This is a genomic window from Phycicoccus sp. Soil802 (assembly GCF_001429605.1).
Classification (GTDB): domain Bacteria; phylum Actinomycetota; class Actinomycetes; order Actinomycetales; family Dermatophilaceae; genus Pedococcus.
This window is the reverse complement of the sequence record NZ_LMSS01000002.1, coordinates 333,406-360,364: the sequence shown is the minus strand read 5'-3', so window position 1 is coordinate 360,364 and position 26,959 is coordinate 333,406. Positions and strand designations below refer to the sequence as shown.

At 70.1% G+C, this 26,959-nt stretch carries 26 protein-coding genes and 2 tRNA genes; 12 read left to right on the top strand and 16 right to left on the bottom strand.

Going from position 1 to position 26,959, the window contains the following annotated elements; all coding sequences use genetic code 11:
- Nucleotides 1–202: 202 nt before the first annotated feature.
- Nucleotides 203–889: a maleylpyruvate isomerase family mycothiol-dependent enzyme gene (locus tag ASG91_RS05090; protein ID WP_056921524.1), complete on the bottom strand. Its 687-nt coding sequence runs from the start codon at nucleotides 887–889 to the stop codon at nucleotides 203–205.
- A 30-nt stretch (nucleotides 890–919) separates the two neighbouring features.
- Complete coding sequence (locus ASG91_RS05085) at nucleotides 920–1,552, bottom strand: DsbA family protein (protein WP_056921523.1); 633 nt, start codon at nucleotides 1,550–1,552, stop codon at nucleotides 920–922.
- Between the two features lie 74 nt (nucleotides 1,553–1,626).
- Here ASG91_RS05085 and ASG91_RS05080 point away from each other — a divergent pair, with 74 nt between their 5' ends.
- Nucleotides 1,627–2,061, top strand: coding sequence for a MarR family winged helix-turn-helix transcriptional regulator (locus ASG91_RS05080; RefSeq protein WP_056921522.1), 435 nt, complete (start codon nucleotides 1,627–1,629; stop codon nucleotides 2,059–2,061).
- Nucleotides 2,062–2,178: 117 nt separating this feature from the next.
- Nucleotides 2,179–3,225, top strand: a complete 1,047-nt coding sequence (locus ASG91_RS05075) for an ATP-binding protein (protein WP_056921521.1) — start codon at nucleotides 2,179–2,181, stop codon at nucleotides 3,223–3,225.
- A 303-nt stretch (nucleotides 3,226–3,528) separates the two neighbouring features.
- On the opposite strand, the gene ASG91_RS05070 is transcribed toward ASG91_RS05075, so the two are convergent.
- A complete protein-coding gene (locus tag ASG91_RS05070; protein ID WP_235545415.1) occupies nucleotides 3,529–3,852 on the bottom strand; it encodes a MerR family transcriptional regulator in 324 nt (107 codons plus the stop codon).
- A 203-nt stretch (nucleotides 3,853–4,055) separates the two neighbouring features.
- Between ASG91_RS05070 and ASG91_RS05065 the strand changes: the two genes are divergently transcribed.
- Both ASG91_RS05065 and ASG91_RS05060 read left to right on the top strand, forming a co-directional pair.
- Complete coding sequence (locus ASG91_RS05065; RefSeq protein WP_056921798.1) at nucleotides 4,056–4,478, top strand: Hsp20/alpha crystallin family protein; 423 nt, start codon at nucleotides 4,056–4,058, stop codon at nucleotides 4,476–4,478.
- Nucleotides 4,479–5,034: 556 nt separating this feature from the next.
- Complete coding sequence (locus tag ASG91_RS05060; RefSeq protein ID WP_056921520.1) at nucleotides 5,035–5,382, top strand: J domain-containing protein; 348 nt, start codon at nucleotides 5,035–5,037, stop codon at nucleotides 5,380–5,382.
- Between the two features lie 72 nt (nucleotides 5,383–5,454).
- Here ASG91_RS05060 and ASG91_RS05055 read toward each other — a convergent pair whose 3' ends face one another.
- Nucleotides 5,455–6,702 (bottom strand): site-specific integrase, encoded by a 1,248-nt coding sequence (locus ASG91_RS05055; protein WP_157606078.1) that lies wholly within the window; start codon nucleotides 6,700–6,702, stop codon nucleotides 5,455–5,457.
- A 162-nt stretch (nucleotides 6,703–6,864) separates the two neighbouring features.
- Nucleotides 6,865–6,937: transfer RNA gene (locus tag ASG91_RS05050), tRNA-Arg, on the bottom strand.
- Nucleotides 6,938–7,398: 461 nt separating this feature from the next.
- Between ASG91_RS05050 and ASG91_RS05045 the strand changes: the two genes are divergently transcribed.
- Nucleotides 7,399–9,234: a phosphoenolpyruvate carboxykinase (GTP) gene (locus ASG91_RS05045; RefSeq protein WP_056921518.1), complete on the top strand. Its 1,836-nt coding sequence runs from the start codon at nucleotides 7,399–7,401 to the stop codon at nucleotides 9,232–9,234.
- Nucleotides 9,235–9,244: 10 nt separating this feature from the next.
- On the opposite strand, the gene ASG91_RS05040 is transcribed toward ASG91_RS05045, so the two are convergent.
- Both ASG91_RS05040 and ASG91_RS05035 read right to left on the bottom strand, forming a co-directional pair.
- A complete protein-coding gene (locus ASG91_RS05040; protein ID WP_082593966.1) occupies nucleotides 9,245–10,045 on the bottom strand; it encodes a DinB family protein in 801 nt (266 codons plus the stop codon).
- Nucleotides 10,042–10,665, bottom strand: a complete 624-nt coding sequence (locus ASG91_RS05035; protein WP_056921517.1) for a DUF664 domain-containing protein — start codon at nucleotides 10,663–10,665, stop codon at nucleotides 10,042–10,044. The genes ASG91_RS05040 and ASG91_RS05035 overlap by 4 nt, the downstream gene beginning before the upstream one ends.
- 61 nt (nucleotides 10,666–10,726) lie before the next feature.
- Between ASG91_RS05035 and ASG91_RS05030 the strand changes: the two genes are divergently transcribed.
- Together ASG91_RS05030 and ASG91_RS05025 are read left to right on the top strand one after the other, a co-directional pair.
- Complete coding sequence (locus ASG91_RS05030; protein ID WP_056921796.1) at nucleotides 10,727–11,683, top strand: YafY family protein; 957 nt, start codon at nucleotides 10,727–10,729, stop codon at nucleotides 11,681–11,683.
- Between the two features lie 51 nt (nucleotides 11,684–11,734).
- Nucleotides 11,735–13,219 (top strand): hypothetical protein, encoded by a 1,485-nt coding sequence (locus ASG91_RS05025; protein ID WP_056921516.1) that lies wholly within the window; start codon nucleotides 11,735–11,737, stop codon nucleotides 13,217–13,219.
- A gap of 96 nt (nucleotides 13,220–13,315) precedes the next feature.
- Here the strand turns inward: ASG91_RS05025 and ASG91_RS05020 are convergent, their stop codons facing one another.
- The 4 genes from ASG91_RS05020 to ASG91_RS05005 are packed head-to-tail and all read right to left on the bottom strand — an operon-like array spanning nucleotide 13,316 to nucleotide 16,681.
- Nucleotides 13,316–13,723, bottom strand: coding sequence for a universal stress protein (locus ASG91_RS05020; RefSeq protein ID WP_056921515.1), 408 nt, complete (start codon nucleotides 13,721–13,723; stop codon nucleotides 13,316–13,318).
- Nucleotides 13,720–14,553, bottom strand: a complete 834-nt coding sequence (locus ASG91_RS05015; RefSeq protein WP_056921514.1) for an ATP-binding cassette domain-containing protein — start codon at nucleotides 14,551–14,553, stop codon at nucleotides 13,720–13,722. The genes ASG91_RS05020 and ASG91_RS05015 overlap by 4 nt, the downstream gene beginning before the upstream one ends.
- A complete protein-coding gene (locus tag ASG91_RS05010; protein ID WP_056921513.1) occupies nucleotides 14,550–15,572 on the bottom strand; it encodes an ABC transporter permease in 1,023 nt (340 codons plus the stop codon). Before ASG91_RS05010 ends, ASG91_RS05015 begins: the two co-directional genes overlap by 4 nt.
- A gap of 2 nt (nucleotides 15,573–15,574) precedes the next feature.
- Nucleotides 15,575–16,681: a substrate-binding domain-containing protein gene (locus ASG91_RS05005; RefSeq protein ID WP_056921795.1), complete on the bottom strand. Its 1,107-nt coding sequence runs from the start codon at nucleotides 16,679–16,681 to the stop codon at nucleotides 15,575–15,577.
- 111 nt (nucleotides 16,682–16,792) lie between these two features.
- On the opposite strand from ASG91_RS05005, the gene ASG91_RS05000 reads away from it, so the two are divergent.
- Entirely contained in the window at nucleotides 16,793–17,830 is a 1,038-nt protein-coding gene (locus tag ASG91_RS05000) for a LacI family DNA-binding transcriptional regulator (protein WP_235545413.1), read from the top strand.
- A gap of 2 nt (nucleotides 17,831–17,832) precedes the next feature.
- Here ASG91_RS05000 and ASG91_RS04995 read toward each other — a convergent pair whose 3' ends face one another.
- The gene (locus tag ASG91_RS04995; RefSeq protein ID WP_056921511.1) at nucleotides 17,833–18,015 is read right to left on the bottom strand and encodes a hypothetical protein; all 183 of its coding nucleotides are present in this window, start codon (nucleotides 18,013–18,015) and stop codon (nucleotides 17,833–17,835) included.
- A complete protein-coding gene (locus ASG91_RS04990; RefSeq protein WP_056921510.1) occupies nucleotides 18,012–18,488 on the bottom strand; it encodes a hypothetical protein in 477 nt (158 codons plus the stop codon). The genes ASG91_RS04995 and ASG91_RS04990 overlap by 4 nt, the downstream gene beginning before the upstream one ends.
- Nucleotides 18,489–18,657: 169 nt before the next feature.
- On the opposite strand from ASG91_RS04990, the gene ASG91_RS04985 reads away from it, so the two are divergent.
- The 4 genes from ASG91_RS04985 (at nucleotide 18,658) to ASG91_RS04970 (ending at nucleotide 24,489) form a co-directional block, all read left to right on the top strand.
- Complete coding sequence (locus tag ASG91_RS04985; protein WP_056921509.1) at nucleotides 18,658–19,392, top strand: response regulator transcription factor; 735 nt, start codon at nucleotides 18,658–18,660, stop codon at nucleotides 19,390–19,392.
- Nucleotides 19,389–20,852 carry a HAMP domain-containing sensor histidine kinase gene (locus ASG91_RS04980; RefSeq protein WP_056921508.1) on the top strand — a complete coding sequence of 488 codons (1,464 nt, stop codon included), beginning with the start codon at nucleotides 19,389–19,391 and terminating at the stop codon, nucleotides 20,850–20,852. The genes ASG91_RS04985 and ASG91_RS04980 overlap by 4 nt, the downstream gene beginning before the upstream one ends.
- 230 nt (nucleotides 20,853–21,082) lie before the next feature.
- Entirely contained in the window at nucleotides 21,083–23,185 is a 2,103-nt protein-coding gene (locus ASG91_RS04975) for a glycosyltransferase family 39 protein (protein ID WP_056921507.1), read from the top strand.
- A gap of 11 nt (nucleotides 23,186–23,196) precedes the next feature.
- Nucleotides 23,197–24,489, top strand: a complete 1,293-nt coding sequence (locus ASG91_RS04970) for a bifunctional glycosyltransferase family 2/GtrA family protein (protein ID WP_082593965.1) — start codon at nucleotides 23,197–23,199, stop codon at nucleotides 24,487–24,489.
- Here ASG91_RS04970 and ASG91_RS04965 read toward each other — a convergent pair.
- From ASG91_RS04965 to ASG91_RS04955, 3 genes are all read right to left on the bottom strand, one after another.
- Nucleotides 24,384–24,920 carry a hypothetical protein gene (locus ASG91_RS04965; RefSeq protein WP_056921506.1) on the bottom strand — a complete coding sequence of 179 codons (537 nt, stop codon included), beginning with the start codon at nucleotides 24,918–24,920 and terminating at the stop codon, nucleotides 24,384–24,386. The genes ASG91_RS04970 and ASG91_RS04965 overlap by 106 nt on opposite strands.
- 139 nt (nucleotides 24,921–25,059) lie before the next feature.
- Nucleotides 25,060–25,152: transfer RNA gene (locus ASG91_RS04960), tRNA-Ser, on the bottom strand.
- Between the two features lie 103 nt (nucleotides 25,153–25,255).
- Nucleotides 25,256–26,848 (bottom strand): LCP family protein, encoded by a 1,593-nt coding sequence (locus tag ASG91_RS04955; protein WP_056921505.1) that lies wholly within the window; start codon nucleotides 26,846–26,848, stop codon nucleotides 25,256–25,258.
- Nucleotides 26,849–26,959 lie beyond the last annotated feature (111 nt).

Below are 26,959 nucleotides of genomic sequence, written 5' to 3'. Positions count from 1 at the left end.
GGCCTCACTCGCACAGATTCGTGGGTTGCTGGACCAGTGCCCTTGCCCGGTCGTCGCGGCGGCGATCGACGGGATGACCGGCGAGGTGTTTCGGGCACAGCTTGGCAACGGGAGCCGATCAGACGTGAGTTGATCGGCATGACGGATCGTGTCCACTCGAGATGTCTGCACGTTGCCATGCGTAGGCGTCGGTGCCGTCGATCTACCCGGATCGGGTCTCGGTGAAGCGAAGGGCGTCCGCTCCCTCGCCTGCGAGTTGTTCTAGAGCGGCTGGCCGCCCGGTGAGCAGGAGCAGGATGGCACCGATCGGGCCGGACACCTCGGGTCCTTGGCCGCGGCGCCAGTCGGTGTCGGTGGCGGTGAGCTGGCAGCTGGCCCAAGGCAGTCGGCGATTGACGCTGGCCAGCCAGGTGTCGCGGGTGTCCCACCGACGGGTCGCGGCCAGGGCGCAGAGTGAGGGGCGCATGGGGAGGTCCTCGCCGAGAGGAATGGCGATGTCCTGGCTGTGCACGAGGATGTCGGTCAGCGTCTCCAGTGGGGTGACCCCGGGATTGTGTCGACGCGATCCCATGCCGTTCCTGATCGCCGTGACGATCTGCTCGGTGGACAGGGCCTGCGCCTGCAGTATCCCGGCGTCGTGGATGAAGGTGTTCAACGGCATGCTCCCCAGGATCCGGGGATGACGGCCGATGAAGCCCAACGCATCGCGCAAGCTCTGCTGTTGCATGGTGAGGTGCGCGGCGACGTGTCGCACGGTCCAGCCCTCACAGAGGGAAGGGTGCTCCCACTGCTCGGGCGTGAGGCCTTCGAGCAGGGCGGCAGTCCTCGCACGCTGGTCGTCGATCCCGGCCCACAGGGCATCCGTCTCGTTGGCTGTGAGGGTTGCCATCACGTCTCCTTCCAGTCAACACCGGCTCCTTCAGGTGAAGACCGGGGGTTGCACGCGGGTGCGCTTGAGCTCGAAGAACTGCGGGTAGCCGGCGAGCAGGCGCGCGCCCTCGAACACCCGGTCGGCGTGCGCCCCACGCGGGATCGCGTTGAGGACCGGGCCGAAGAACGCGACACCGTCGATGGAGGTGATCGGCGTGCCGACGTCGCCTCGTCCGACAAGGGCCAGCCCAGCGTCGTGGCTGGCGCGCATGGCGTAGTCGTGTTCCTCGGACTCCATGGCGTCCTCCAGCTCGGCCGGCAGCCCCACCTCCGCGAGGGCAGCACTGACCACCTCGTGATACTCCGCAGCGGTGGGCCGGCGCCATACATCGAACACCCGCTTGCCGAAGGCGGTGTAGAAGTCGGCGAGTGCCCCCATCCCGCACCGCGTCACCACCGCCGTGGCCACCTTGGCGGGCCCCCGGCTTGCTTCGACGTTGCGGCGGTACTCCGGCGCGATGTCCGTGCGGTCTTGGTTGAGCAGGTAAAGGCTCAAGACGTGGTGACGCACCGTCAGCTGCCTGCGCCGGCCCACCTCGTGCAGCCATCGGGAGGCCGTCCACGAGTAGGGGCAGACCGGGTCGAACCAGAAGTCGACCACCGTGTCGTCTGTCGCGTCCATGACGCCTCCGTGGCTAAACTAGTCCTATCAACGAACTACTATAGTTCGATGATAGGACTTTGTGAAGGGATGCGATGGAGCGCGAACTGCCGGCCAGCCTGTTGATGTTCATCGCCTCGCGATCGGCCGCCAACCGCATTTTCGAGGCGCTCCAGGAGCGTGGCTTCGACGACGTGACCATCGCGCAGAGCCGGCTGATGATGGGCATCGACCCCGAAGGCACCAGGCTGAGTGTGCTGGCGGAACGTGCTCAGATCGCCAAGCAGACGGCAACCGCCCTGGTCGACAAGCTCGAGCGTGCCGGCTACGTCGAGCGCGTCGTCGATCCCACCGACGGCCGGGCACGGTTGGTGCGCATGACCGCTCGCGCGAAGAAGGCGATCCCGCACGCCCGAGCTGAGGAGGAGCGCATCGAACAGGAATGGCGGGCTCATCTGGGCGCCGAACGCATGCAGCAACTCCGCGACGCCCTCACCGAGCTACGAATGATCACCGACCCCTACCAGTGATCACCCAAGGTTTGATCGGACATGCAGCGAAGGCCGGCCCTCGGGCCCAGACGCCGTGCAGGGGCGAACGCGCTCAAGGCGACGGAAGTCCCACGACGCTCATGGCGGCATGCGCGGATGCCGGTGATGACCGGCGCGGGCGTAGTCCGCAAGCAGGAAGCCCAGGACGACGAACGCTTCGGCTCTTCGTCGCACGGCCCGTTAAGGCCATACCCTGACGAGATGGCGCACACGGTCGCGAGCAGACCGGTACCTGACGTGGAGACGTGGGCGCGGTCCGCGCTCGCGCAGCTCGGCCACGTGCCGGGCGTTCATCGGGCGGGGCTGGCCTTGGCCGAAGGCGGTGGACGACGGCTGCTCTTTACGGCCAGTGACCGATCCAACGAGCACAGCGTCGAATGGTGTGAGGTCGACGCTTACGAGGACGTCCCGCTGAACCACGCCGTGCGCACAGGCGAGGCGGTAGTGGGCTCGCTGGACGACCTCGCCTACCTCTATCGCGCGTTCGCTGACCGCCAGACGCTGAAGACGCACGCGCTCGCGTCCTTCCCGATCGTCGCGGCAGGTCACGTCCAGGGCGGATACGTGCTTTTCTTCGACACACCGCAGCGCTTCGACCAGCCACAGCTGACCGAGCTCGAGGATCTCGGGGCACGGCTGGGCGTTGACCTGCGCCGCGTCCAGCGCGCCACCACCCACGCCAGCAGATCCCTCCAGGCCGAGCCGATGCCGGACGGCGCACACGCGGTCTCCTACTCCGTCGCCGCGGACCTTCGGGCGGTCGCCCAGGCACGCCACTTCGTGCTGAGAACCCTCGCGGCATGGGGCATCGAGGAGGACACGGCCGACAACGCCATCCTGTGTCTGAGCGAACTGGTCACTAACGCGATCATCCACACCGATGCCGGCTGCGAGATTCGCGTCGTGCTCGACCGCGACGTACTCACCACGACCGTTCGCGACGGCGGCTCGACCGTCGTCGTGGATCCCCGAAACGTCACGGTGGATCCGCTGGCCGAGCATGGTCGTGGGCTCCAGCTCGTGGACGCGGTCTCGACGAGGTGGGGCTCGGAACTGGACGCCGTCGGAATGACCGTGTGGTTCGTGCTCGAGCCGGCGAGCACACCCGTTGGTCGATCAATCCCTCAACTGCCCTCCATGTAGTGAGCGGACGCCCGCGTCCGGCCAGCGGCACCAACGGGAACCTTTCGGGCAACAAGGATCCTTGCCCATGACCACGCGCCGCATTCGAGCAGCGACCTGATCGACGACTGGCCACTCCGGGGGGCGACAGCGGACGCCGCGCGTCCTCCAGGCGGCGGCGCGCCGCGCCACCTACAGCGGCAGCTCAGCGTGGATCCGGCGTGTACTCCTCATCGGGATCGCTGAGGACCGGCAGAGACTGTTCGACTCGGTCGGCTTCGTCGACCTCCTGCGTCGGCGAGGTTGGCCACGCGGGCTCGCTGCCTACTGCGGGGTTCGCCTGCTGTTCCTGTTCGAGCCGGTCCGCTTCGGGGATCGCGGTGCTCGCGTGGTTGTCATCACCGCTGGCCATGGTGCAACCTCCTGTTCTTGACGCAGCCGGGCGTTCTGTCCCTCCAAGTCAAGCACCATGCCGATGCCGGCCAGGTTGAGACCGGCGACGAGCAGGTCCCCGATCCGACGCAGTCGGTCCAGGTCGTTCGCGCTGTACCGGCGGGTGCCGCCGTCGGTGCGCTCGGGATCGAGCAGGCCGCGGGCCTCGTACAGGCGCAGGTTTTGCACGCCCATGCCGACCAGGTCGGCGGCCACGGAGATGCCGTACACGCCGCGGTCGCCAGCGGGAGCAGGGACTGACATGGGTGACGTCTCCTTCCTCGAGAAATTCTTGTGCTTGCCCTCTTGCTTCAGTATGCCCGCGGTGCTACATAAAACCTATAGCGGCAGCCACAGACCTGGTAGGGCCGATGGCACCGTTAGGAGCATCAGTGAAGAACACGACGGAGGTGAAGACGATGCTGATGCGCACCGACCCTTTCCGTGAACTGGATCGCCTGACCCAACAGGCCTTGGGCACGCTGGCGCGGCCCTCGGCAATGCCGATGGACGCCTGGCGGGAGGGAGACGTCTTCCATGTCGAGTTCGACCTGCCCGGGGTCAGCCAGGACTCGATCGACATCGACGTGGAACAGAATGTGGTCACCGTCAAGGCCGAACGGCCCGCTCGGGCCAGCGACGCCGAGCTGATCGCCGCGGAACGTCCCCGGGGCGTGTTCAGCCGCCAGCTCGTTCTGGGGGACACCCTGGAGACCGAGCGCATCGAGGCCAGCTACACCACGGGCGTGCTCACCTTGAAGATTCCGGTCGCAGAGCAGGCCAAGCCGCGCAAGATCGAGATCAGCAGTAAGAACGAGGGCCAGCAGGCCATCAGCGCCTGACCACGGCGGTGATACTCGTGCCCACCGTTCCCGCTGCCCAGCTCGACGCGCCGCACAGTGTGGACGAGGAGTTCCTCGAACTGATGTGCGCGGACGAGGAGTTCATTCGGGCGGAGTTCGACGCGATCATCGCCCGCGAATGGTCGAGTCGTCCCCCTCCGGCCGACCCCCCAGCAGCGTCCCCTGCCGCCGGCGCCCACCAGGGGTCGCGACCGGACCCGCCCGACTTCCGGGGTTTCCCGCGCCGACCACGCCACCCCGGCATCGGGGGGTGGAGTCGCCAACGCTCGCCCCCGCGGCCCACCGATGCGCCACCGCAGTACCCAATCAGAGTCGAACGATAAGGACGGACAAAGGTAGGTGGTCGCCCAACACCGAACGCGCATCACGATGAAGCACCGATCGAACAGACTCTCGCCTGGGCCGCGTTCGTGCCACGCGCCTGACGCATCCTGCGCGACGACCACGCCTTGACGGCGTACCCGTTCGCGGCTCAGGCGAGACCCAAGCACCACGCCCCCCACACCACCCAAGAAGGAAGCATGCCGGCCTGGTCATGATCGAGCGGACCGATCCCTATGCCGTCTTGGGCCTCACGCCGCACGCGACCCAGGAGCAGATACGGCGCGCTTACCGAGCGCTCCTGCGCCAGAACCACCCCGACACGCACCCCTGGGGCGAACCGGCCGACAAGGCCGCCTCAAACACGACACTCCAACAGGTCATCGCCGCGTACGCGATCATTGGCGATCCGGCCCACCGAGCCGCGTACGACCATGACACCAGCCCACACCAGATTCGCCTCCGAACCCGCGTTCGCCTCCCAATGCCCTTTTGTAGCAACGAATCTGACCAGCCGCCGATCCAGGCCGGCCCGGTGCACTGGCACGCTTCCTCCCGGTGACCAACCTCCACCACCATGATGCGAAAACCGAGTAAGGGCGCGGATCACGAGCCCGAGCCAAGGTCTCGGGGGTCACAGCTCGGGCGTTGCTGCCTCCCCTCCGGCATCCTGCTCAGTCGCTGCTCGCGACTGGCCTGGTGGGCGGTGAAGGTGCCGGTCGATGGCATCAGCGACGGCGCCGTCGGTCAGCGGGAGCGCGTGGGCGTACTCGCGGAGGGTAGTGGCGGCGTCGGCGTGCCCGAGCCGGGCTTGGGCGGCGAGGATCTCCCCGCGTGCGACCAGGAAGGTGGCGACGGAGTGCCGTAGCCGGTGCAGGGTGGCGTCCGGGACTCCGGCGGCGTCGCGCACGTGCGCGAAGCGGTGGCCCAGGACCTCGGCGCCGAGTCTGTGTTGGTGAGCCAGGTCGGGACTGAACAGCCACGGCCCGAGCGGTGCGCCGGCTCTTGCTGACCACTGCCGTTCCAGGTGGTGCCACAGCTCGGCGGTGGAGCACCCGACGGTGAGCGTGCGGGGTCGTCCCGACTTGGGCGTCGTGAGCTGACCGGCGGACAGGGCGCGTTCAATGGTCAGGACGCGGCCGTCCAGGTCGGTCAGGCGCAGGGCGGCCAGCTCGCCGCGACGGGCGCCAGTGTCGGCAGCGAGCCGAACCAGCAGCAGGTCCTGCTCCGCGCGGTGCAGCCGGCCCGCGGAGCCGGTGTCGCCGGGGTGGTGGTTGGCGTGGGCTTCCAGGACCCGGGTCTCGGCGCTGGCGATCAGGGCCCGGACGGCCTGGTCGGGCAGGGGGCGTCGAGGCGGGACGCGGCCGGGGCTGCGCATCCCGCGCAGTGGGTGCTCGGGCAGGATGCGCTCGTCCCAGGCCCAGGACAACGCCGAGCGGAGCACCCGGAACCGACCACCGACCACCGACAGGGTGGCCCCGGTGGCGGTCCATCGGGTGATCGCCGCGCGGACCAGCGCCGGGGTCAGCCGCGCGGGCGGCACTTCCGCGATGGGGTCGGCGCGCAGGGCGCGGGCCACGGAGCGGTGGCTGACCAGCGTGGCGGGCTTCCACGGGTGGTCCGCCTCCAGCCACAGCTCGAGCAGCCGGCCGACAGTCAACGAGGCGGACCGCGCCCCGCGCTCAGCGGTGAGTAGCAGGACCCGTCGGGCGTCGGCGTCGGCCTCGGTGCCGTGCACCGTCACCGACAGCTGCCGGCGCCGCCCGGTGACGGGGTCGGGGGCGGTGGGGACGCGGACCTCCCACACCCCCGGCCGGCGCTGGCGTTGCGTGCCGCTCCCCCGTCGGCGAGATCCAACAGCAGCGGGCGGCGATTGGGTCATCGCCCCAGCCTGCCCGCGCCAGTTTCGGCCGCTCGCAGAACCCATTGGAGGGATGTCACGAGGGATGAGGGACGACTGCGGCTGTCCGCACCCTCAGCAACGAGTAAGGCCCTGACCGCGTTGCCGCAGGTCAGGGCCCCAGTCGTCTGTCTCAACGCAGCGTGCGCCCGAAGGGATTCGAACCCCTAACCTTCTGATCCGTAGTCAGATGCTCTATCCGTTGAGCTACGGGCGCGAATGTCGCCCTGAGATTCCTTGTGGGATCGCCCAGAGCAACGACGGGAAAGACTACCGGCTCGACCCCGCGCCGACGAAATCGGTATGCCGCGCCGCTGAGCCCGCCGCGCGGCATACCTCCTGCCGTGGCGGGCTGAGCACGCGGCCGAGGTGGCGCACCCCACGGCTGGCGGCTCCGGACCCGCGACGCCGAACGGCAAGAAACGCAACGGAATCCGCCGTCTTCTTGCAGTGCTTGCAAGAACGTTGCACGGGATCGTTTCCTACTCCCCGGTTGTGAGGCTTTTCACGAGCGGTCTAGACCGTGCGCGGTATCTACTGGCGCGTAGGGGGGCGTACCTTGGCCAGATCAGGAGCGTTCACCATGTGGACACGCGGTCGGATGACCCGTGTCGGCGTGGACGCACAACCTCATGATCCGGGGGAGCACCGCCCCGGACGAAAGGGACGGCCGATCACATGACGACCGAGGCGACGCACACCGACCAGCGCGCAGGCGGCACCACGCATGCCGGCCTGCAGGCATGGGTCGACGAGGTGGCAGCGATGACCACCCCCGACCACATCGAGTGGGTCACCGGCTCCGCAGCCGAGTGGACCCGACTGACCGACAAGCTCGTCGAGGCCGGCACCTTCGTGCGCCTCAACGAGGAGAAGAAGCCGAACAGCTTCTACGCGGCCTCCGACCCGACCGACGTCGCCCGGGTCGAGGACCGCACCTACATCTGCTCCGTGGACGAGAAGGATGCCGGGCCCACCAACAACTGGATGGACCCGAACGAGATGAAGGACCTCATGCGCGGGCTCTACGCCGGCTGCATGAAGGGGCGCACGATGTACGTCATCCCGTTCGTGATGGGTCACGTCGAGGCCGAGAACCCGATGTTCGGGGTCGAGATCACCGACTCCGAGTACGTGGTCGTCTCCATGCGCGTGATGGCCCGCACCGGAGTGAACGTGCTGCGCCGGATCGAGGAGCTCGGCGACAAGGCCAAGTACGTCCCCGCCCTGCACTCCGTCGGCGCCCCCCTCGAGCCCGGCCAGGCCGACGTGAAGTGGCCGTGCAACCCCGAGAAGTACATCGTCCAGTTCCCCGAGGAGCGGATGATCTGGTCGTACGGCTCGGGCTACGGCGGCAACGCGCTGCTGGGCAAGAAGTGCTACTCGCTGCGCATCGCGAGCGTGATGGCCCGCGACGAGGGCTGGCTGGCCGAGCACATGCTCATCCTCAAGCTGGTCTCCCCCGAGCAGCAGGTCTACTACATCGCCGCGGCCTTCCCGAGCGCGTGCGGCAAGACCAACCTCGCCATGCTCGCCCCGACCATCCCGGGCTGGAAGGTCGAGACCCTCGGCGACGACATCGCCTGGATGCGCTTCGGCGACGACGGTCGCCTGTATGCCGTGAACCCCGAGTTCGGCTTCTTCGGCGTCGCCCCGGGCACCAACGAGCACACCAACCCCAACGCGATGAAGACCATCAACAAGGGCAACTCGGTCTTCACCAACGTGGCGCTCACCGACGACCAGGACATCTGGTGGGAGGGCCTGGAGAACACCCCGGCCCACGCCACCAGCTGGAAGGGCCAGGACTGGACGCCGGACTCCGAGGAGCTGTCGAGCCACGCGAACAGCCGCTACTGCACCCCCATCGAGCAGTGCGACATCCTCGCCCCGGAGTACTACGACCCCAAGGGTGTGCCGATCTCGGCGATCTTCTTCGGCGGCCGCCGCAAGACGACCGTCCCCTTGGTGACCGAGTCGCGCGACTGGGTGCACGGCACCTTCATGGGCGCGACGCTCTCCTCCGAGACGACCGCCGCCGCCACCGGAGCCGTCGGCGTCGTGCGCCGCGACCCGATGGCGATGCTGCCCTTCATCGGCTACAACGCCGGCGACTACTTCCAGCACTGGATCAACCTCGGCAAGGACGCCGACGCGTCCAAGCTCCCGAAGATCTTCTACGTCAACTGGTTCCGTCGCGACGAGGACGGCGGCTTCCTGTGGCCGGGCTTCGGCGAGAACAGCCGCGTCCTCAAGTGGGCGATCGAGCGCATCGAGGGCAAGGCCGCCGCGGTCGAGACCCCGATCGGCCACGTCCCGACCCCCGAGTCGCTCGACACCTCCGGCCTGGACATGAGCGACGCCGAGCTCGAGCAGGCCCTCGCCGTCGACGCCGACGAGTGGAAGGCCGAGATCCCCCAGATCGAGGAGTGGTTCGCCAAGTTCGGCGACACCCTCCCGACCCAGCTCCAGGTCGAGCTCGACGGCCTCAAGGCCCGCCTCGGCGTCGAGTGACCGAGGTGAGCTAGCCCGTATGCCGCCCGCGCGACTCGAGGACGGCGAGGTCCCGGATGGCGTACTGGTGGTGGTACCACTCCTCGTTGATGATGCAGCCGACGACGTCGGCGACCAGGAAGTCACGCGACTCCGGGTAGCCGGGCTCGGTCACCGGGGTGGTCCGGCTCTCGACCGCGTCGTCGGTCAGGCCGTCGACGACGGTGCGCATCGTGGCCATCCGGTCACGACGCAGCTCCAGCACCTCGTCGAGCGGGGGACGCACCGACTGGTCGCGGGGCACCTCCGGGATGTCGGCCATGTCGTCGTGCGGCAGGTCGAGCGGGCTCCACGGCGAGGGGTCACCCAGCAGGGCTCGGCGGATCCACGCGTCGGTCGCGAAGACCAGGTGGCGCTGCGTCTCGATGAACGACCACTCACCGTCGACCCGTTCGTGGAGCAGCTCCGGGTCCAGGCGCCGGGCCCGCTCGACCGTCTCGGCCCACCGCCGCTCGAGGATGTCCCACGCCTCCCGGAACTCCGCCGGCTTGCGCGGCCGCATCCTGGCGCGGTCCGGCTCCCGTCGGTCGAGCTCGGCCTCGACGAAGTCGGTGACGTCGACACCGTTGACGGTGAGGCGCTCCACCTCGCCGGAGATGTCGACGTCGACGACCTGCGAACCGGTGATCCGCGCGCCCTTGAGGGCGACGTTCTTGAACCGCGCGCCGACCAGGTAGGTGTCGTCGAACACGGTGTCGGTGAAGTCGAACCGGCGGAACGTCTCGCCACGGTGGGTGGCGTCGAACCCGGGGTGCTCGTCGTGGTCGGTCATCGGGTGGCCCACGTCCAGGCGCCGGACACCGGCTGCCACCCGGGCGGCGGGTCCTCACCGACCCGGCCGTCGACCGCCTCACGCAGGAGGTCGGCGTGCCCCGTGTGGCGGCCGTACTCCTCGACCATGTCGAGCAACAGCCGCCGCAGGTTGGCGTGGTTGCCGTGCTCGTCCTTCGCCTCGACCATGTGGTCGAGGCCGACGGCCAGACCCGCGTCGCGCAGGGCTTCGGTGACCCTGGTCCGCGACCGCTGGACCGCTCCGTCGTAGAGGGCGTAGAGCCTCTCGGGCGAGTCCTGCGCCGCGGAGGCGAACTCCCAGTCGTCGTCGTCATCCCACCCGTTGTCGTCCCACACCGGGTCCATCGGGGCGCCGCTCAGCTTGACCGTGAACTTGTAGTCCTCCGCGACCGCGAGGTGCTTGAGCAGGCCGCCGAGGGTCAGCGACGAGGCACCGACCTGCGTCGCCAGACCGGTCGGGTCGAGACCGTCGGCCTTGTAGCGGAAGGTCGCGCGCAGTCGTTCGAGGGCGCCCAGCACGGCCTCGGTCTCGTTGCCGGCCAGCGGGGGCTCCCAGGGGGTGTCGGTGACCGGGTCGCTCGAGCTGTCTGTGGTAGCCATGCCTGCACGCTAGGTCCTGTTCCGGACGTTTGGCTTCCGCATGTCGTCCTACGCTGTCGTCATGCCGTCCACCGACACCAGCCCGACCGCTCGAGCGCTGCTCGCGCTCGAGCTCATCCAGGGCAGCCCCGGCATCAGCGCGGGCCGGCTGGCCGACCGCCTCGGCGTCACCGAGCGGGCCGCCCGCCGCTACGTGGCGATCCTGCGCGAGGCCGGCATCCCGCTGGAGTCCGAGCGGGGACCCTACGGCGGCTACCGCGTCGGGCGCGGGCTGCGGCTCCCGCCCCTGATGTTCGAGGCGTCCGAGGCGCTCGCCCTCGTCATGGCGGTCCTCGACGGCCACCACGAAGCGGCGGACGCCGCAGACCCGGCCGGCAGCGCGCTCGGCAAGATCATCCGCGCGCTCCCCCAACCCGTGGCCGAGCAGGCCGAAGCCGTCCGACGTGCCGCCGCACCGGCCCCCGACCGGGGCGCCGCCCGACCGAACCCCCAGACCACCACCGCCCTCGTCCAGGCCACCATCGACCGCTCGCGGGTCCGCATCGGCTACCGCACCGAGGCAGGGCGCGAGTGGTCGCAGGAGGTGGACCCGTGGGCCGTCGTGGTGCGGCACGGCCGGTGGTACCTGCTCTGCTGGAGCCATGCGGCGAGCGCTCGGCGCGCCTTCCGCATCGACCGGGTCACCGCGGTCGACTCGCTCGCCGAGCGGTTCGAGCCACCCGCGGACCTCGACCCCGTGGCCGAGCTCGAGACCCACATGTCGGCGGGGTGGGAGTACGCCACCGACGTCGTCGTGCAGGCCCCGCTCGAGGCGGCGACGCGGATGCTGCCCCGCGGCCTGGGACGGCTCGAGGAGGGCCCCGAGGGCACCACCCGGTTGGTCGGCAGCACGAGCGCCCCCGACTGGTATGCCGCGCAGCTGGCGGCCCTCCCCGTCCCCTTCCGCATCGTGGACGGTCCGGAGCTGCGCGCCGCTGTGGCGCTGATCGCCCGACGCCTGTCGAACGCGGCGAGGTGACGCACGAGGCGGGCTCGTCGCGCTCCGGGGCACACGGCATACTCGCGAAGCATGGCGCAGAGCGACTCCCACCAACCGCACGGCGTGGTCTTTCCCGAGGTCGACGGCAAGCGCAGCACCTCAGCGCTCGGACGCGCGGTCGTGGCGGACGCGCTCCGGCCGGTCGACCCGGTGGGGGCGCAGGCCGCTGAGCGCGAGACCAACTGGCGGCAGGGCTACCTGACGCACTTCCGGCGGATGGTCGAGGCGGGCCTGTTGCGTGACGGCGAGGCGGCGGTCGACGTCGCGCGCGCGGGTCTCGACTCGCTCCACGGGCGGATGCGCGCCACGACCGCCGACGGCGAGGTCGCGCTGGATGACGCCTTCACCGCAGGGGGCGGCACGCCACTCGGGACCGCCACCGTGCGGGGCACCGGCCAGCGGGCGACCGAGCTCAGCCTCCCGCTGCACGGGCAGCGCCTGCGCGGCGACGCGCTCCGCAGGCAGCTCGACGACTGGACCACCCGCGGCATCATCGAGCCGTCCGCCGCCGAGGCCGTCCGCACCGTGCTGACCAACCCCGACTGGCTCGACCTCAGCGACCAGCGGGTCGTCGTGCTCGGCGCCGGCGCGGAGATGGGCCCGCTGCGCTCGATCCTGTCGTGGGGTGGGCACGTCGTCGGGGTCGACCTACCCCGGCCGGACATCTGGAAGCGGGTCCTCGATGTAGCCGCCACCAGCGCCGGGACGCTGCACATGCCGGTGGCCGCGGACGCACCGTGGTCGGCGAGCGACCTCGCCGCGCACGCCGGCGCCGACCTGTTGCACGGCCTTCCCGCCGTCGCCGACTGGCTGACCGAGGTCGAGGGACCGCTCGTCCTCGGCAACTACGTGTATGCCGATGGGGCCACGAACGTGCGCGTCTCCACCGCCGTGGACGCCCTCACCGTCGAGCTGATGCGGCGGCGACCCGACGTGGCGCTCGGCTTCCTGGCCACCCCGACCGACGTCTTCGCCGTGCCGGGTGAGGCGGTCGAGCACTCGACGCGCAGCTACCGCAGCCCGTCGACGCCGATGCGGCTGGTGCGACCGGCGCTGCGGACCGTGAGCGGAGGCCGGCTGCTGCGGCGCAACTACGCGCCCGGCACCGACCCCGGCCTCAACGACAGCCTGGTGCCGCAGCAGGGACCGAACTACGCGTTGGCCAAGCGGCTGCAACGCTGGCGGGCCACCGTCGCCCGCCGCGATGGTCGCACCGTGTCACTCAACGTGGCGCCACCCACCCGGACCCGGTCGGTGGTCAAGAACCGCGCCCTCGCCAGCGCGTATGCCGGCGCCCACCGGTTCGGGATCGAGGTCTTCGAGCCGGCCACGAGCAACACCCTGATGGCCGCCCTCCTCGTCCACGACCTGCGCACCGCACCGCACGCACCCATGACGCCCTGGCGTGAGGAAGCAGCCGGCGCGGTGCACGGCGGGCTGTGGCGCACGGCATACGACCCGCGCAGCGCGCTCGGCATCGCCGTCGTCCTGGGCCTGGGCTCGGCCCGCACCTGACCTCGACGCCGAGACGGACGAGCGGCGCCCCTCCTTGTCGGAGGGACGCCGCTCGCGTGGGGGCTGACCCGGTCAGGGGATCCGGGTCAGGGCCGGTCAGCCGGTCTTCGCCGCCTTCACGGCGAGCACCGGGCAGTGGGCGTCGAGGAGGACCTGTTGCGAGGTGCTGCCGAGGAAAAGCTTCCCGACCGGCGTCCGACGTCGCACTCCGATCACGATGAGCCGGGCGTCCTTCTCCTCGGCGACCCGCAGGATCGCCTCGGCGGGCGCCAGCTCGTCGGTCGACTGGACCACCTCGTGGGCGATCCCCGCCCCGCTGAGCTCGACGTCGATCGCGTCGATGTCCGCGGGGCTCGCGAACGTCGACCCGGCGAAGTTGCCACTCTGGCCGGTGTTGACCACCACGAGCGTGGAGCCGTCGATCACGACCTCGTCCTTGGCTCGCTCGAAGGCGGCGATGCCCTCGGGCGTCGGGATGTAGCCGACGACGACGACGCCGCTCACGAGGCGCCCTCCAGCCGCTTCGCACCGGTCATGATGGCCACGCCCTCACCCATGTCGTGCGTCTGCGGCGTGATGACACCGGCGCGGCCACCGAGGCGCTGGATGTGGATGCGGTCGGCCACCTCCCAGACGTGCGGCATGTTGTGGCTGATCAGGATGATCGACAGGCCCTTGTCGCGGAGCTGCTTGACCATGTCGAGCACCATGCCCGACTCCTTCACACCCAGGGCGGCCGTCGGCTCGTCGAGGACGACGACCTTGCTTCCGAACGCCGCCGCGCGGGCGACCGCCACGGCCTGGCGCTGGCCACCCGAGAGGGTCTCCACCGCCTGGCTCATGTTCTGGATGGTCTGGATCCCGAGGTCCTGCACCGACTTGCCGGCCCGCTTCTCCATGCCGTTCTTGTCGAGCATGCGCAGTACCGACCCGAGCGGGCCCTTGCGGCGCTCCTCGCGAGCGAGGTAGAGGTTGCTGGCGATGTCGAGCGCCGGGATGACGGCCAGCTGCTGGTAGACCGTCTCGATCCCCGCCTCGCGGGCGTCCTGCGGCTTGCGGAAGTGCACCGGCTGGCCGTTCATCGTGATCTCACCCGAGTCGGGGACGTACGCCCCGGTCAGGCACTTGATCAGCGTGGACTTGCCGGCGCCGTTGTCACCGATGACCGCCAGCACCTCGCCGGGGTAGAGGTCGAGGTCGACGCCGTCGAGGCCGACGACGCGACCGAAGGTGATGACCAGCTTGCGGGCGGAGAGGACCGGCTCCTTGCCGTAGATCTCCTCCTTGCCGGTCGGGACGCCGCCATGGGCGACCTCGAGCGTGCTGGTGCTCATGCCTTCACCTTCCTGATCCACTGGTCGATGCCGACGGCCACGATGACGAGGACGCCTGTCGCCATGACCCGCCACTGCTGGTTGACGCCCATCTGGGACAGACCGAAGGCGAACGTCTGGACGATGAGGGCACCGATGAGGGTGCCGATGAGGCGACCCCGGCCACCGAAGAGGCTGGTGCCACCGATGACGACCGCGGTGATGCTGGCCAGGTTGGCGTCGGGTGCCGCGTTGGGGGTGGCGGCTCCGGCCCGGCCGATGAGGATCCAGCCGGCGATGCCGTAGACCAGGCCGGCCACCGTGTAGACGGCGAGCAGGATCCGCTTGCTCGGCACACCCGAGAGACGGGCCGACTCGGCGTCGTCACCGACGGCGTAGACGTAGCGTCCCCACGCGGTCTGGGAGAGCACGAACCCCATCACGGCGTAGATGAGGATGACCACGACGATGCCCCAGGTGAGCCGGAACTGGCCGATCGCGAACCCCTCGCCCAGGAAGTTGAGCAGCCGTGGCAGGTGGTCGGCCTGGATGCTCTCACCGCCGGAGTAGAGCAGCGCAACGGCCGTGAAGATGCTCAGCGTGCCGAGGGTGACGATGAACGGCGGGAGGTTGATCCGCGTGACGAGCAGGCCGTTGAGGAAGCCGGCTCCCGTCGCGAGGACGACCCCGATCGCCAGGGCCAGGACGGCCGGCATGCCACCGTCCTTGGCGAGCGTGGCCGTCACCATCATCGAGAGGACCATGATCGCGCCGACCGAGAGGTCGATGCCGGCCGTCAGGATGACCAGCGTCTGGCCCACCGCGAGCGCTGCGACCACCGCTGTCTGCTGGAGCAGGATGCCCATCGAGTTGGCGGTCAGGAACGTGGGCGTCGCGATGTAGAACACCAGGAACGTCACGAGCAGCAGGAAGAGCGGGCTCAGCCACGGCTTCCCGTGCAGCTGGTGCTGCACCCGCTGGAGGGGGGACTGCTGCCGCCGAGCGAACTCGGCGGCAGCAGAGGTGACCTGAGTCGACATGGTCAGTTGCCCCAGCAGATCTTGGCGCCCTCGTCGGAGGTGATGCTGTCGACACCGTCAGCCTTCTTGTCGGTGACGAGCGCGACGCCGGTGTCGAAGAAGTCGAGGCCGGGGGAGACCTGCGGCTTCTCGCCACCGCGGGCGATCTTGGCGATGGCCTCCATGCCCAGCGTGGCCATCTTCAGCGGGTACTGTTGGGCCGTCGCACCGATCACGCCGCTCTTGACGCTGCCGACGCCGGCGCAACCACCGTCGACCGAGACGATCAGCGCGGTCTTGCCGGCCGCCTTGAGGGCCGCGTTGGCGCCGACCGCGGTCGGCTCGTTGATCGTGTAGACCACGTTGATGTTCGGGTTCTTGGCCAGGCACTTCTCCATGGCCGAGCGGCCACCGTCCTCGGCGCCCTGTCCGGCCTCGTTGCAGGCGATCGTGTAGTCGCCGCCCTTGCCGCCGGTGTACTTGCCGGTCTTGGCCTCGTCGCCGTTCTTCTTGCCGTCGGCCACGTCGATGCCCATGCCCTCGAGGAAGCCCTGGTCACGGTTGTAGTCGACCGAGACGATCTTGTCGTCGAACAGGTCGAGCAGCGCGATGACCGCGGGCTTGCCGTCGAGCTGTGCCGCGGCCCACTGGCCGTCGAGCTTGCCGGCGTTGCGGTTGTTGGTCGCGAAGGTGATGTCGACCGTGTCCGGCGGGTCGGGCGGGGTGTCGAGGGCGATGACGAAGAGCTTGGCGTCGCGTGCCTTCTTCATGGCGGCGTTGACGCCGGTGCTCATGGGTGTGATGAGGATGCCCTTGTCGCCGCGGGCGATGGCGTCCTCGATCGCCGTGATCTGGCCCTGGTCGTCACCCTCCTGCTTGCCGGAGGCGACCGTCAGCTTGACGTTGTTCTTGGCGGCGTCCGCCTTCGCGCCCTTCTGCATGGCGACGAAGAAGGGGTTCGTGGAGTCCTTGGTGATGAGGGTGACGCCGACGGCGGCCTCACCGCCGCCACCTCCGCCGGTGTCGGCGCCGCCACGGTTGCACGCGCCGAGGGCGAGCGCAGTCGAGGCAGCGAGGGTGACCGCCATGGTGCGGCGGAAGGTGGGGGTCTGCAGGGTGCTGTGACGCATGGTGTCTCCCATCTCGTGCGGCACCAGTGCCGCGTGACAACGTTGTCAAGGAAGTTTGTAGTCTTCAGTTGTGCTTTTGTCAACGGTTCCTGTACAACTGCAGACGTGATCGTGACATCGTTGTCAAAGGGTGACCCTCGACGCCCCCGCGCCACCATGCGCGAGGTGGCGGCGCTCGCGGGCGTCAGCCTCAAGACGGTGTCGCGCGTCGTCAACCGGGAGTCCGGCGTCTCCGCCGACGTCGTGACGCGGGTGGAGCGGGCGGTCGCCCAGCTCGGCTACCGGCACAACCTCGCGGCGAGCAACCTGCGGCGCGGCCACGGCAAGACCGCCATGGTCGGCGCCCTCCTGCAGGACGTCAGCAACTCGTTCTCGTCCAGCCTCCTGCGCAGCCTGGAGGACGAGGCCCGCGACCGCGACGTCGTCATCGTGGCGTCCAGCCTCGACGAGGAGCCCGAGCGCGAGCGGGCGCTGGTCGAGGGGCTGGTCCGCCGTCGGGTCGACGGCCTGCTCCTCATGCCCGCGACCGACCGCCACGACTACCTCGCCGACGACCTGCGCAGCGGCCTGCCCATCGTGTTCGTGGACCGCAGCCCCAACGGCATCGACACCGACTCGGTCACGATCGACAACGCCCGTGGCTCGCGGCTCGCGGTCTACCACCTGGTCGCCCACGGACACCGGCGGATCGCGTTCCTCGGCGACCTGCCGACCATCCAGACGGCACGCACCCGACACGAGGGCTTCGAGGCTGCGATGCGGGCCAGGCACCTCCCCATCGACCCCTCGATGACCATCACGTCACTGCGCTCGCCCGAGGACGCGGAGGCCGCGGTCCGCCGCCTCCTCGCCAGCGACGAGCCCCCAACCGCGATCTTCGCTGCGCGAAACTCGTTGGCAGTCGGCACGATTCGTGCCCTGCACCGGCTCGGCAAGGCCGGTGAGATCGCGCTGGTCGGCTTCGACGACTTCCCGTTGGCCGACATCGTCGACCCACCACTGACCGTCATCCGACAGAACGTCGGCGCGATCGGGGCCGAGGTGGCCCAGCGTCTCTTCGCCCGCATCGACGGCGACACCTCACCCCCGCGCCACGTGGTGCTGGCACCGGAGCTGGTCGAGCGCGGCTCCGGCGAGATCCGTCCCTGAGGTCAGGGCTGGCTCAGCCGCCGCTGCGACGCCGAGGGTCGCACCGACCCACAGACCGGCACGATGCTGAAGTCCTTGCTGGGCAACGCTTCCGAGCTCGGGTATGCCGCCGACCCGGGTGTCGCGGTCCGGCTCCGCGCCCAGCGCGCCCGGGCGCTGCGCGGCAGGACGGCCACGTGGATCATGTCGTGCTCGCGTTCGGGGCGACGGGCTGCTGGAGCCGGGCGCCGGGCGCCTGCGACGTGCCGCCGGGCGCCTGCGACGTGCCGCCGGGCGCCTGCTGCACCGACCCGGGGCCGTCGGGCAGCTGGGAGCCCTGCTGCATCCCCGGCGGGATGAACCCACCCTGCTGACGACCTCCGGGGCCGAAGCCACCCTGCTGCACCTGGCCGCCACCGGCGGTGCTTCCCGCCGGGATCGCAGCAGCCGCGCCCACCGCGCCCACCGACGAGATGCCGATGGCGAGCGCCGCGGCGATCGCGGTCTTGCGACCGCTCCAGGTGGGCGGGTTGAGGGCCGGCGCGGTGTCCGGCGCGGTGTCCGCGGCCACACCCGAAGGTGCGGGGGCCGGGGTGGGGGCCGGCGCGGCATACGGGAAGGTCTGGGTCTGGGCCCACTCGAGGTGGGGGACGGTGTCGTCGGTGCGCGGGGTCGTCATCGGTTCTCCAACGTCGATGGGGAGGTGGTCGGGTCCGACTCTCGGCACCGACGCTGTGGCGAGGCTGTGGAAGGGGTATCGGGCGACTGAGCATCCGACACAGAGGTCTCACAGGATTCGCACAGGAGTTACGAGGGCGCCGCACATGGTTCCGGTGTTTCCTGAGGGCATGAACGCGCAGCAGTCAGCCTCTGCCAAGCTCCAGCGCCTCGACGGCTCGCCCGTCCGAGTCCTCGTCGTGGACGACGAGAACAACCTCACCGAGCTGCTCGGGATGGCGCTGCGCTACGAGGGCTGGGAGGTCCGCACCGCAGCCACCGGTGTCGCAGCGGTCCGCGCGGCCCGGGAGTTCCAGCCCGACGCCGTCGCCCTCGACATGATGCTCCCCGACTTCGACGGGCTCGAGGTGCTGCGCCGGATGCGCGGCGACAACCCGAACGTCCCCGTGCTCTTCCTGACTGCCAAGGACGCGGTCGAGGACCGGGTGGCCGGCCTCACCGCCGGCGGCGACGACTACGTCACCAAGCCGTTCAGCCTCGAGGAGGTGGTGGCCCGGCTGCGCGCCCTGATGCGTCGCACCGCCGTGGTGACCGACGAGTCCGACTCCGTCCTGGTGGTGGGTGACCTCAGCATGGACGAGGACAGCCACGAGGTGACCCGCGCCGGCGAGCCGATCAACCTCACCGCGACCGAGTTCGAGCTGCTCCGCTACCTCATGCGCAACCCCAGGCGCGTGCTCTCCAAGGCGCAGATCCTCGACCGCGTGTGGAACTACGACTTCGGTGGCCAGGCCAACGTCGTGGAGCTCTACATCTCCTACCTGCGCAAGAAGATCGACGCGGGTCGCGAGCCGATGATCCACACCATGCGTGGCGTCGGGTACGTCCTCAAGCCCGCGGCATGAGCCCTGCCCCAGCGGTCGGCTCGGCCCGCTCGCGCCTCGACCCCGCAGCGTGGTCGCTGAGCAGCAAGCTCGTGGCCACCGTCGTCGGGCTCTTCCTGGTCGTCACGCTGGCGTCAGGGGCGCTGACCGTCCTGCTGCTGCACCACAGCCTGGTCCGCCAGCTCGACGAGGGCGTCACCGCCAGCCTCGTGCGGGCCGGCGGCCCCGACCGGGGACGACCCGGCGGCGACGGCACCGGTCCGAGTGGCCCGCCCGGCGCCGCGGGTGAGTCGCTCTTCCTGCGGCTCAGCAACGGCGTCGCCACGCAGAGCCGGGTGGAGCACGACCGCACCTCCGGCACCCTGACCGCCGCACAGATCGACGCCCTCAACGCAGCCAGCATCGGGTCGACCCCCAAGACCGTCGACGTGCCAGGTCTCGGCGACTACCGGGTCGCGGCCGGGCGGGCGGTGGACGGTGACACCGTCATCAGCGGCCTGCCGGTCGAGAGCATCAACGAGACCGTCGTCACGATGATCACCCTCGTGGTCGGCGGCACGATCGTCGGGTTCGTCATCGTCTCGGCGGGCGGCCTGTGGCTGGTGCGTCGCAACCTCGCGCCGCTGCAGCGGGTCGCCCACATGGCCACCCAGGTCTCCACACTCAAGCTCGACTCCGGAGCGGTTGCGCTCGCCGAGCGGATCCCCCCAGCCGACACCGACCCGCGCACCGAGGTCGGCCAGGTCGGCCTCGCGCTCAACAACATGCTCGACAACGTCGAGGGCGCCCTGCAGTCACGGCACGACAGCGAGCAGCGGGTGCGCCAGTTCGTCGCCGACGCGTCGCACGAGCTGCGTACTCCCCTCGCCTCCATCCGCGGGTATGCCGAGCTGTCCCGTCGCGAGCGCGAGCCGGTGCCGGCGTCGGTCACCCACGCGCTGTCGCGCGTCGAGTCCGAGGCGTTGCGCATGCAGGGCCTGGTCGAGGACCTCCTGCTGCTGGCCCGCCTCGACGCCGGCCGGCCGCTGGACCGCGAGCCCGTCGACCTGTCGCTGCTCGCGATGGATGCGGTCAGTGACGCCCATGCCGCCTCCCCCGACCACCGCTGGGAGCTCGACCTGCCCGACCAGCCGGTCGAGGTGACCGGCGACTCCGCCCGGCTGCACCAGGTCGTCGCGAACCTCCTCGCGAACGCCCGCACCCACACCCCGGCGGGCACCCGCGTCGTCATGTCGGTCAAGCCCGACGGTCAGTGGGTCAGGCTCAGCGTCTCGGACGATGGTCCGGGCGTGCCGGAGTCGTTGCAGCGCAACGTCTTCCAGCGTTTCACCCGCGGCGATGACTCCCGCAACCGGGCGTCCGGCTCGAGTGGCCTCGGGCTCTCGATCGTCGACGCGGTCGCCAAGTCACATGGGGGCAACGTCGAGCTGTCCTCCAGTCCCGGCGACACGACCTTCACGGTCGCCCTGCCGCGGGGCTGAGCGCCCGCGAAGAACTCGGCCAATTGGCCGAAAACACGGCACCAATCAGCCGCTGCGCGCGGGAAGTCGGCCAATTGGCCGGGACCACGCCACCAACCCGCCTCTGCGCGCGGGAAGTCGGCCAATTGGCCGAAAGCACGGGACCGCAGTCGGAGCTCATCACCGGAGCTCATCACCGGGGCTCAGGGGCAGCACAGGGATCGCACAGGGCCGAGCTCGACCGTAGGGACATGGACACGATGACCCTCCACCGCGACGCCACCAGCCAGCCCGTGCTGCCCGCGCGCCCCACCACTCCCGTGCCGGCAGGTCCGGCCGCGCCGACGACGCCGAGTCGGATCGAGCGCCTGTGGCGCGGTCCGGCCGGCGACCCGGCGTGGGCCCGCCCAGCACTCCTCGGCCTGCTCCTCGCGACGGCCCTCTTCTACCTCTACAACCTCACCGCCAACGGCTACGCCAACTCGTTCTACTCCGCCGCCGTGCAGGCCGGGAGCGACAGCTGGAAGGCGTTCTTCTTCGGCTCCTCCGACGCGGGCAACTCGATCACCGTCGACAAGCCACCCGCCTCGCTGTGGGTGATGGCTCTGTCGGTGCGGGTGCTCGGGCTCAGCTCGTTCAGCATCCTCCTGCCCGAGGTGCTGATGGGGGTGGCCGCGGTCGGCGTCGTCCACGCGACGGTGAAGCGCCACTTCGGCGCCGCAGCCGGACTGATCGGTGGCGCGGTCATGGCGCTGACGCCGGTGGCCGTCCTGATGTTCCGGTTCAACAACCCCGACGCGCTGCTGGTCCTGCTCATGGCGCTCGGCGCGTGGGCGACGATGAAGTCGATCGAGCAGGGCTCGGCCAAGTGGTTCGCGATCGTGGGCGTCTTCATCGGCCTCGGCTTCCTCACCAAGGCGCTCCAGGTCCTCCTCGTCGTCCCGGCGTTCGGCCTGGCCTACGTCCTGTTCGCCGACACCACGCTCCGCCGTCGCATCACCGGTGCCCTGATCGGGGCGGCCGTCATGGTCCTCTCAGCGGCCTGGTGGGTGGCCATCGTCGAGCTCGTCCCGGCGAGCATGCGGCCCTACATCGGCGGCTCGCAGGACAACTCGTTCCTGTCGGTCACGTTCGGATACAACGGCCTCGGCCGGATCAGCGGCAACGAGACCGGCTCGGTCGGCGGTGGCAACGGCTGGGGCACGACCGGGCTCGGGCGGATGTTCAGCTCGTCCATCGGCGGCCAGATCTCGTGGCTCATCCCGTCGGCCCTGCTCCTCCTGGCCGTCGGCCTCTACCTGCGGGGCCGGGCCCCGCGCACCGACGCCCGCCGCGCGGCATACGTGGTCTGGGGCGGTTGGCTGCTCGTCACGATGGTGACGTTCTCGCTGATGGCCGGCATCTTCCACGAGTACTACACGGTCGCCCTCGCCCCCGCCATCGCCGCCTTGGTCGGCATGGGCGCGGCCGAGGCGTGGGAGCGCCGGCACAGCCCGGTCGGCTCGATCACCCTGGCCGCCGCCACGGCTGCCGCCGCCACCTGGTCGTTCATCCTGCTGTCGCGGACCGACTGGCAGGGCTGGCTGCGGATCGTCGTCCTCGCGCTCGGCCTCGCCAGCGCCCTCCTGCTGCTCGCGATCACGCAGCTGCACCGCCGGTTCGTGCCCGTGGTCATCGCCGGCGCCCTCGTCGCGGCGCTCGCCGGACCGGCCGCCTACAGCGTCCAGACCGTCGGCACGGCGCACACCGGCTCCATCGTCACCGCGGGCCCCGCTGTGGCCGGCGGCCGAGGCGGAGGTATGCCGGGTGGTGGCCCGGGTGGCACGGGTGCACCTCCGCAGGGCACGTTCGCCGGGCCGCAGGGGGCCACCGGCACCCAGGGCACCCGCGGGGCGGGTGGCATGGGCGGACTGCTCGACGCCTCCACCCCGAACACCGAGGTCGTCTCGGCCCTGTCAGCCGACGCCAGCTCGTACCGCTGGGTCGCCGCCGCGATCGGCTCGCAGAACGCGGCCGGGTTGCAGCTCGGGACCGGTCTGCCGGTGATGGCGATCGGTGGCTTCAACGGCAGCGACCCCAGCCCGACCCTGGCGCAGTTCCAGCAGTACGTCGCGGACGGCGACATCCACTTCTTTGCCGGAGGCGGGAGTGTCAACAGCGCTGCGAGTGGCGGGGCCGGTGGTGGCCCGGGTGGCGGGATGGGTGGCTCCGGCACCGGCTCCGAGATCTCCGAGTGGGTGGCGGCCAACTTCACCCAGGTCACGATCGGCGGCTCGACCTTCTACGACCTCACCCAGCCGTTGACGTGGAGCGGCGCGTCGACGGCCACCGGCACGACCACGCAGACCACCTGAGGAGTCCTCCGATGACCGCCCCCGTCCTCGACGTCGTCATCCCCGTCCACAACGAGCAGCACACGGTCGCCGCCAGCGTCCGACGGCTGCACGCCCACCTGGTCGAGACCTTCCCCTACCCGTTCCGGATCACGGTGGCGGACAACGCCAGCACCGACGCGACGGTGGCCGTCGCGTCGGTGCTGGCCGCGGAGCTGCCGGGGGTGGCGCTGGCGCGGTTGGCCCAGAAGGGACGCGGGCGCGCGCTCAAGCAGGTGTGGCTCGCCTCCGATGCGCCGATCCTCGCCTACATGGACGTGGACCTCTCGACGGACCTCGATGCCCTGTGGCCGCTGGTGGCACCACTGATGTCGGGGCACTCCGACCTGGCCATCGGGTCACGCCTCGCCCGGGGCTCACGGGTCGTGCGGGGAGCCAGGCGTGAGGTGATCTCGCGCTGCTACAACCTCGTCCTCAAGGGGGCGCTGGGGGCCGGGTTCACCGATGCCCAGTGCGGGTTCAAGGCGATCCGGGCCGACGTGGCGGCCGAGCTGCTGCCGCTGGTCGAGGACCCCACGTGGTTCTTCGACACGGAGCTGCTGGTGCTCGCCCAACGCTCGGGGCTGCGCATCCACGAGGTGCCTGTGGACTGGTTCGACGACCCCGACTCGCGGGTCGACGTCCTCGCCACGGCGCTCGACGACCTGCGCGGGGTGGTCAGGCTGCGCCGTGGGCTGGCCTCCGGGCGGCTGCCCGTCGCGGACATCGCCGCACGGATCGGCCGCCGCGCCCCGTCCACCGGGACGTGGCGGCAGGTCAGCCGGTTCGCCGCGGTGGGTGTCGTGTCGACGGTCATCCACCTCGGCCTGTTCGCGTCGCTCGCGTCGGCGCTGGCCTCGACCCAGGCAGCCAACCTCGTCGCCCTGCTCCTGGCGACCCTGGCCAACACGGGGCTCAACCGGCGCTGGACCTTCGGCATCCGGGGCGTCGGTCGGCTCCGGTCACAGGTGCAGGGGCTGGCCGTCTTCGGGATCACCTGGCTGATGACTGCGGGCGCGTTGGCGCTCCTGCACGCGGTGGTCGCTGCCCCGTCGACTGTCGTGGCGACCTTCGTCGTCGGCGCTGCGACGGCTGCCTCGACGGTCGTGCGGTTCGTGGCCATGCGGTCGTGGATCTTCCGCGGGGGGCCGCTGACCACGACCGAGCAGGCCGCCCTGGATCAGTACTCCGTGAGGATGAACGAGCCCTCGTCGTCCTCGAACACGACGATCCCGGTCCAGTCGAAGCCGTCCACCGAGCCGTGGCAGACCGTGACCAGTCCCTGACCGACCTGGGAGCGCTCGGGGCACACGATCTCGTCGACCGAGCCGCCGTCGTCCTCGATCGCGGCGACCAGCGCGTCCTGCAGGTCCGAGTAGCTCGCACCCTTGTCGACGACCGTCACCTCGCCCGTGAGGGCGTAGCCGCCCCCGGCCATGATCGGCCCGACGAAGAAGAACGCGGCCATCGCCACGACGCCCAAGAGGGCGAGCCCACTCAGCACGATCGCCGTGACGGCCAGGCCGTTGCCACCCTTGGGAGCCGGCGAGAACGGCTGGTACGGCGCGGACGCAGGCGGCTGCGCGGCATACCCGGTCTGCTGGACTGGCGCCCACGCCTGGGGGTTCTGCGGGTGGGGCTGCTGTGGGTACGCCGGCTGGGACTGGGGCTGGGGCTGGTGCCCGGGCGGGCCGAACGGGTTGGACGGGTACGACATGACGCTCCTTGACTTGGTCGCCCACAGGATGCCCGAGCGGGCCGGATCCCGTCTCCGGATCGAGCCAAACGGATCCGGATGCCGCGTTCGACTGGACGAAGCAAGGCCCGACGACGAGCGTGTCGGGCCTTGCTGGGTGTGGCGGAGACGGAGGGATTTGAACCCTCGATGGGCGATAAACCCAAACCGCATTAGCAGTGCGGCGCCATAGACCGGACTAGGCGACGTCTCCTCACCCGGTCGATGGAGCAACCGAGCCCGCACAGGGTATCTGCACCCCCTCGACGGGAGCAAAGCGACCCTGTGCGGACAGCACGAGGGGTGCCGTGGGCGGGTCAGGTGCAGATGTCCTGGGCCGCGGTGCGCGCCTTGATGGTCTCGCTCGGGCCGGTGCTCGGTGTAGCGGAGACCGTCGGTTTGGGGAGCGGTTGGGTGCCGAGGCGGTTGGGGATCTCGACGGCCTTCGGCGAGCCGACACCCATGCTCAGCTCGATCGTCGTGCTCAGGCTGTCGTCCTCTCGCAGCTGCGCCCCCGGGTAGACGGCCGCGACGGTGCGCGCCGCCTCCTTCTGCCCCGGGCCGTAGCGGACCACGACACCGTCGGCGCTCTTGTTGCCGGTGATGTACGACGAGACGTTGAAACCCTGCACCTGCAGCTCGGCGGCCGACTGCTTGGCCAGTCCCGCGATGCCCGAGTCGTTGCTGACCCGCACCTGGATCTGGTCCGGGGAGACGGTCAGCGCAGGCCCGGTCGTGGTGGGCGACCCGGTGGCCGTGGTGGTGCTCGAGGGCACCTTCGTGCCGGGCAGCGGCTTGTCCGTGCGGATCGCCTTCCAGATGGTGTCGGCGCTCGAGGTCCACTGGACGCGGTTCGGGTCGGGGGCGTAGGCCTCGGTCGGGAGCTTCACGAAGCGGATCTGGTCGGTGCCGATCTTCTGCACGCTCTGCGCGATGTCCTTCATCTCACCGACGTTCAGGCCCTTGTCGGTCGTCATCGCCGAGGTGGTGGCGTTGAGGAAGCGGAACAGCTTGTCCGGCCGCAGCAGCAGGGAGGACTTCGTCGCCTCCTGGATCACCGACGACAGGAACGCCTGCTGACGGTCGATCCGACCCAGGTCCGACCCGTCACCGATGTTGTGGCGCAGCCGTACGTAGGCCAGCGCGTTCTTGCCGTTGACCCTGGACTTGCCCGCCGGCAGGTCCAGGAAGCTCTGGCGGTCCTTGACCGCCTCGGGGAGGCAGACCGTCACGCCGCCGAGGGCGTCGACCATGCTCTGGAAGCCGCGGAAGTCGATCACGACGAAGTGGTCGATGAAGACGCCCGTGAGGCCCTCGAAGGTGCGGATCGTGCAGGCCGGCCCGCCCAGGGTGAAGTTCTGGTTCCACTGACGGATGACGCCGTTGTCGACCTTGTCGTTCTTGTTCTTGCAGTCGCGCGGCGCCATCGTCATCGAGTCACGCGGGATCGACACGACGATCGCCGACTTGCGGTCGGCGGAGAGGTGGACGATCAGGTTGGTGTCGGAGCGGCTGCCCGCCATGCCGTACTCCGTCTGGCCCTTGCCGAGGTTGGTGCCCTCACGGCTGTCCGAACCCATCACGAAGATGTTCAGCGGGGCCAGGTTGGTCTGCGCGTCCGTCGTGGCCTGCTGCGTGGGGCGGTCACCGAGCGCGCCGGTGATGTCGAGGCGCTGGATGTTGCCGTTGAGCTTGACGTACGCAGCGACGCCGAGGACGAGCGACACCACGAGCAGGCCGGCCACGCCGAAGGCAGCACGACGCAGCCACGGGTGGCGGTGCTTCTTGGCCGTGTGGCGGTCGGACCGACGCCGGGGGACTTCGGTGCTGTGCGTGCCGTCTGCGGGGGCACCCGTGCTCTGGCCATTGACGTCGTCGCCGGGCGCAGAGCCGTTGGTGGGCTCGCTCACGTGTACCTCTCTGATTCCTGAAAAACGCCACCCCTGCAGGTGGCCGGCGACGAATCGCCTCCGCGAGTGTACGGGCGCTTCCTGAGTGCTCGGCCTCCTGCGCCCTGTCCT

Excerpts from the sequence above, each read along its gene's own strand:
- ASG91_RS05060 (WP_056921520.1), top strand. The coding sequence starts at position 5,035 with ATGATCGAGCGGACCGATCCCTATGCCGTCTTGGGCCTCACGCCGCAC.
- ASG91_RS05080 (WP_056921522.1), top strand. The coding sequence starts at position 1,627 with ATGGAGCGCGAACTGCCGGCCAGCCTGTTGATGTTCATCGCCTCGCGA.
- ASG91_RS05025 (WP_056921516.1), top strand. The coding sequence starts at position 11,735 with ATGGCGCAGAGCGACTCCCACCAACCGCACGGCGTGGTCTTTCCCGAG.
- ASG91_RS05055 (WP_157606078.1), bottom strand. The coding sequence starts at position 6,702 with ATGACCCAATCGCCGCCCGCTGCTGTTGGATCTCGCCGACGGGGGAGC.
- ASG91_RS04975 (WP_056921507.1), top strand. The coding sequence starts at position 21,083 with ATGGACACGATGACCCTCCACCGCGACGCCACCAGCCAGCCCGTGCTG.
- ASG91_RS05040 (WP_082593966.1), bottom strand. The coding sequence starts at position 10,045 with ATGACCGACCACGACGAGCACCCCGGGTTCGACGCCACCCACCGTGGC.
- ASG91_RS04980 (WP_056921508.1), top strand. The coding sequence starts at position 19,389 with ATGAGCCCTGCCCCAGCGGTCGGCTCGGCCCGCTCGCGCCTCGACCCC.
- ASG91_RS05090 (WP_056921524.1), bottom strand. The coding sequence starts at position 889 with ATGGCAACCCTCACAGCCAACGAGACGGATGCCCTGTGGGCCGGGATC.
- ASG91_RS05085 (WP_056921523.1), bottom strand. The coding sequence starts at position 1,552 with ATGGACGCGACAGACGACACGGTGGTCGACTTCTGGTTCGACCCGGTC.
- ASG91_RS05015 (WP_056921514.1), bottom strand. The coding sequence starts at position 14,553 with ATGAGCACCAGCACGCTCGAGGTCGCCCATGGCGGCGTCCCGACCGGC.
- ASG91_RS04985 (WP_056921509.1), top strand. The coding sequence starts at position 18,658 with ATGAACGCGCAGCAGTCAGCCTCTGCCAAGCTCCAGCGCCTCGACGGC.
- ASG91_RS05065 (WP_056921798.1), top strand. The coding sequence starts at position 4,056 with ATGCTGATGCGCACCGACCCTTTCCGTGAACTGGATCGCCTGACCCAA.
- ASG91_RS04965 (WP_056921506.1), bottom strand. The coding sequence starts at position 24,920 with ATGTCGTACCCGTCCAACCCGTTCGGCCCGCCCGGGCACCAGCCCCAG.
- ASG91_RS05075 (WP_056921521.1), top strand. The coding sequence starts at position 2,179 with ATGCCGGTGATGACCGGCGCGGGCGTAGTCCGCAAGCAGGAAGCCCAG.
- ASG91_RS04970 (WP_082593965.1), top strand. The coding sequence starts at position 23,197 with ATGACCGCCCCCGTCCTCGACGTCGTCATCCCCGTCCACAACGAGCAG.
- ASG91_RS05035 (WP_056921517.1), bottom strand. The coding sequence starts at position 10,665 with ATGGCTACCACAGACAGCTCGAGCGACCCGGTCACCGACACCCCCTGG.
- ASG91_RS04995 (WP_056921511.1), bottom strand. The coding sequence starts at position 18,015 with ATGATCCACGTGGCCGTCCTGCCGCGCAGCGCCCGGGCGCGCTGGGCG.
- ASG91_RS05010 (WP_056921513.1), bottom strand. The coding sequence starts at position 15,572 with ATGTCGACTCAGGTCACCTCTGCTGCCGCCGAGTTCGCTCGGCGGCAG.
- ASG91_RS04990 (WP_056921510.1), bottom strand. The coding sequence starts at position 18,488 with ATGACGACCCCGCGCACCGACGACACCGTCCCCCACCTCGAGTGGGCC.
- ASG91_RS05030 (WP_056921796.1), top strand. The coding sequence starts at position 10,727 with ATGCCGTCCACCGACACCAGCCCGACCGCTCGAGCGCTGCTCGCGCTC.
- ASG91_RS05005 (WP_056921795.1), bottom strand. The coding sequence starts at position 16,681 with ATGCGTCACAGCACCCTGCAGACCCCCACCTTCCGCCGCACCATGGCG.
- ASG91_RS05045 (WP_056921518.1), top strand. The coding sequence starts at position 7,399 with ATGACGACCGAGGCGACGCACACCGACCAGCGCGCAGGCGGCACCACG.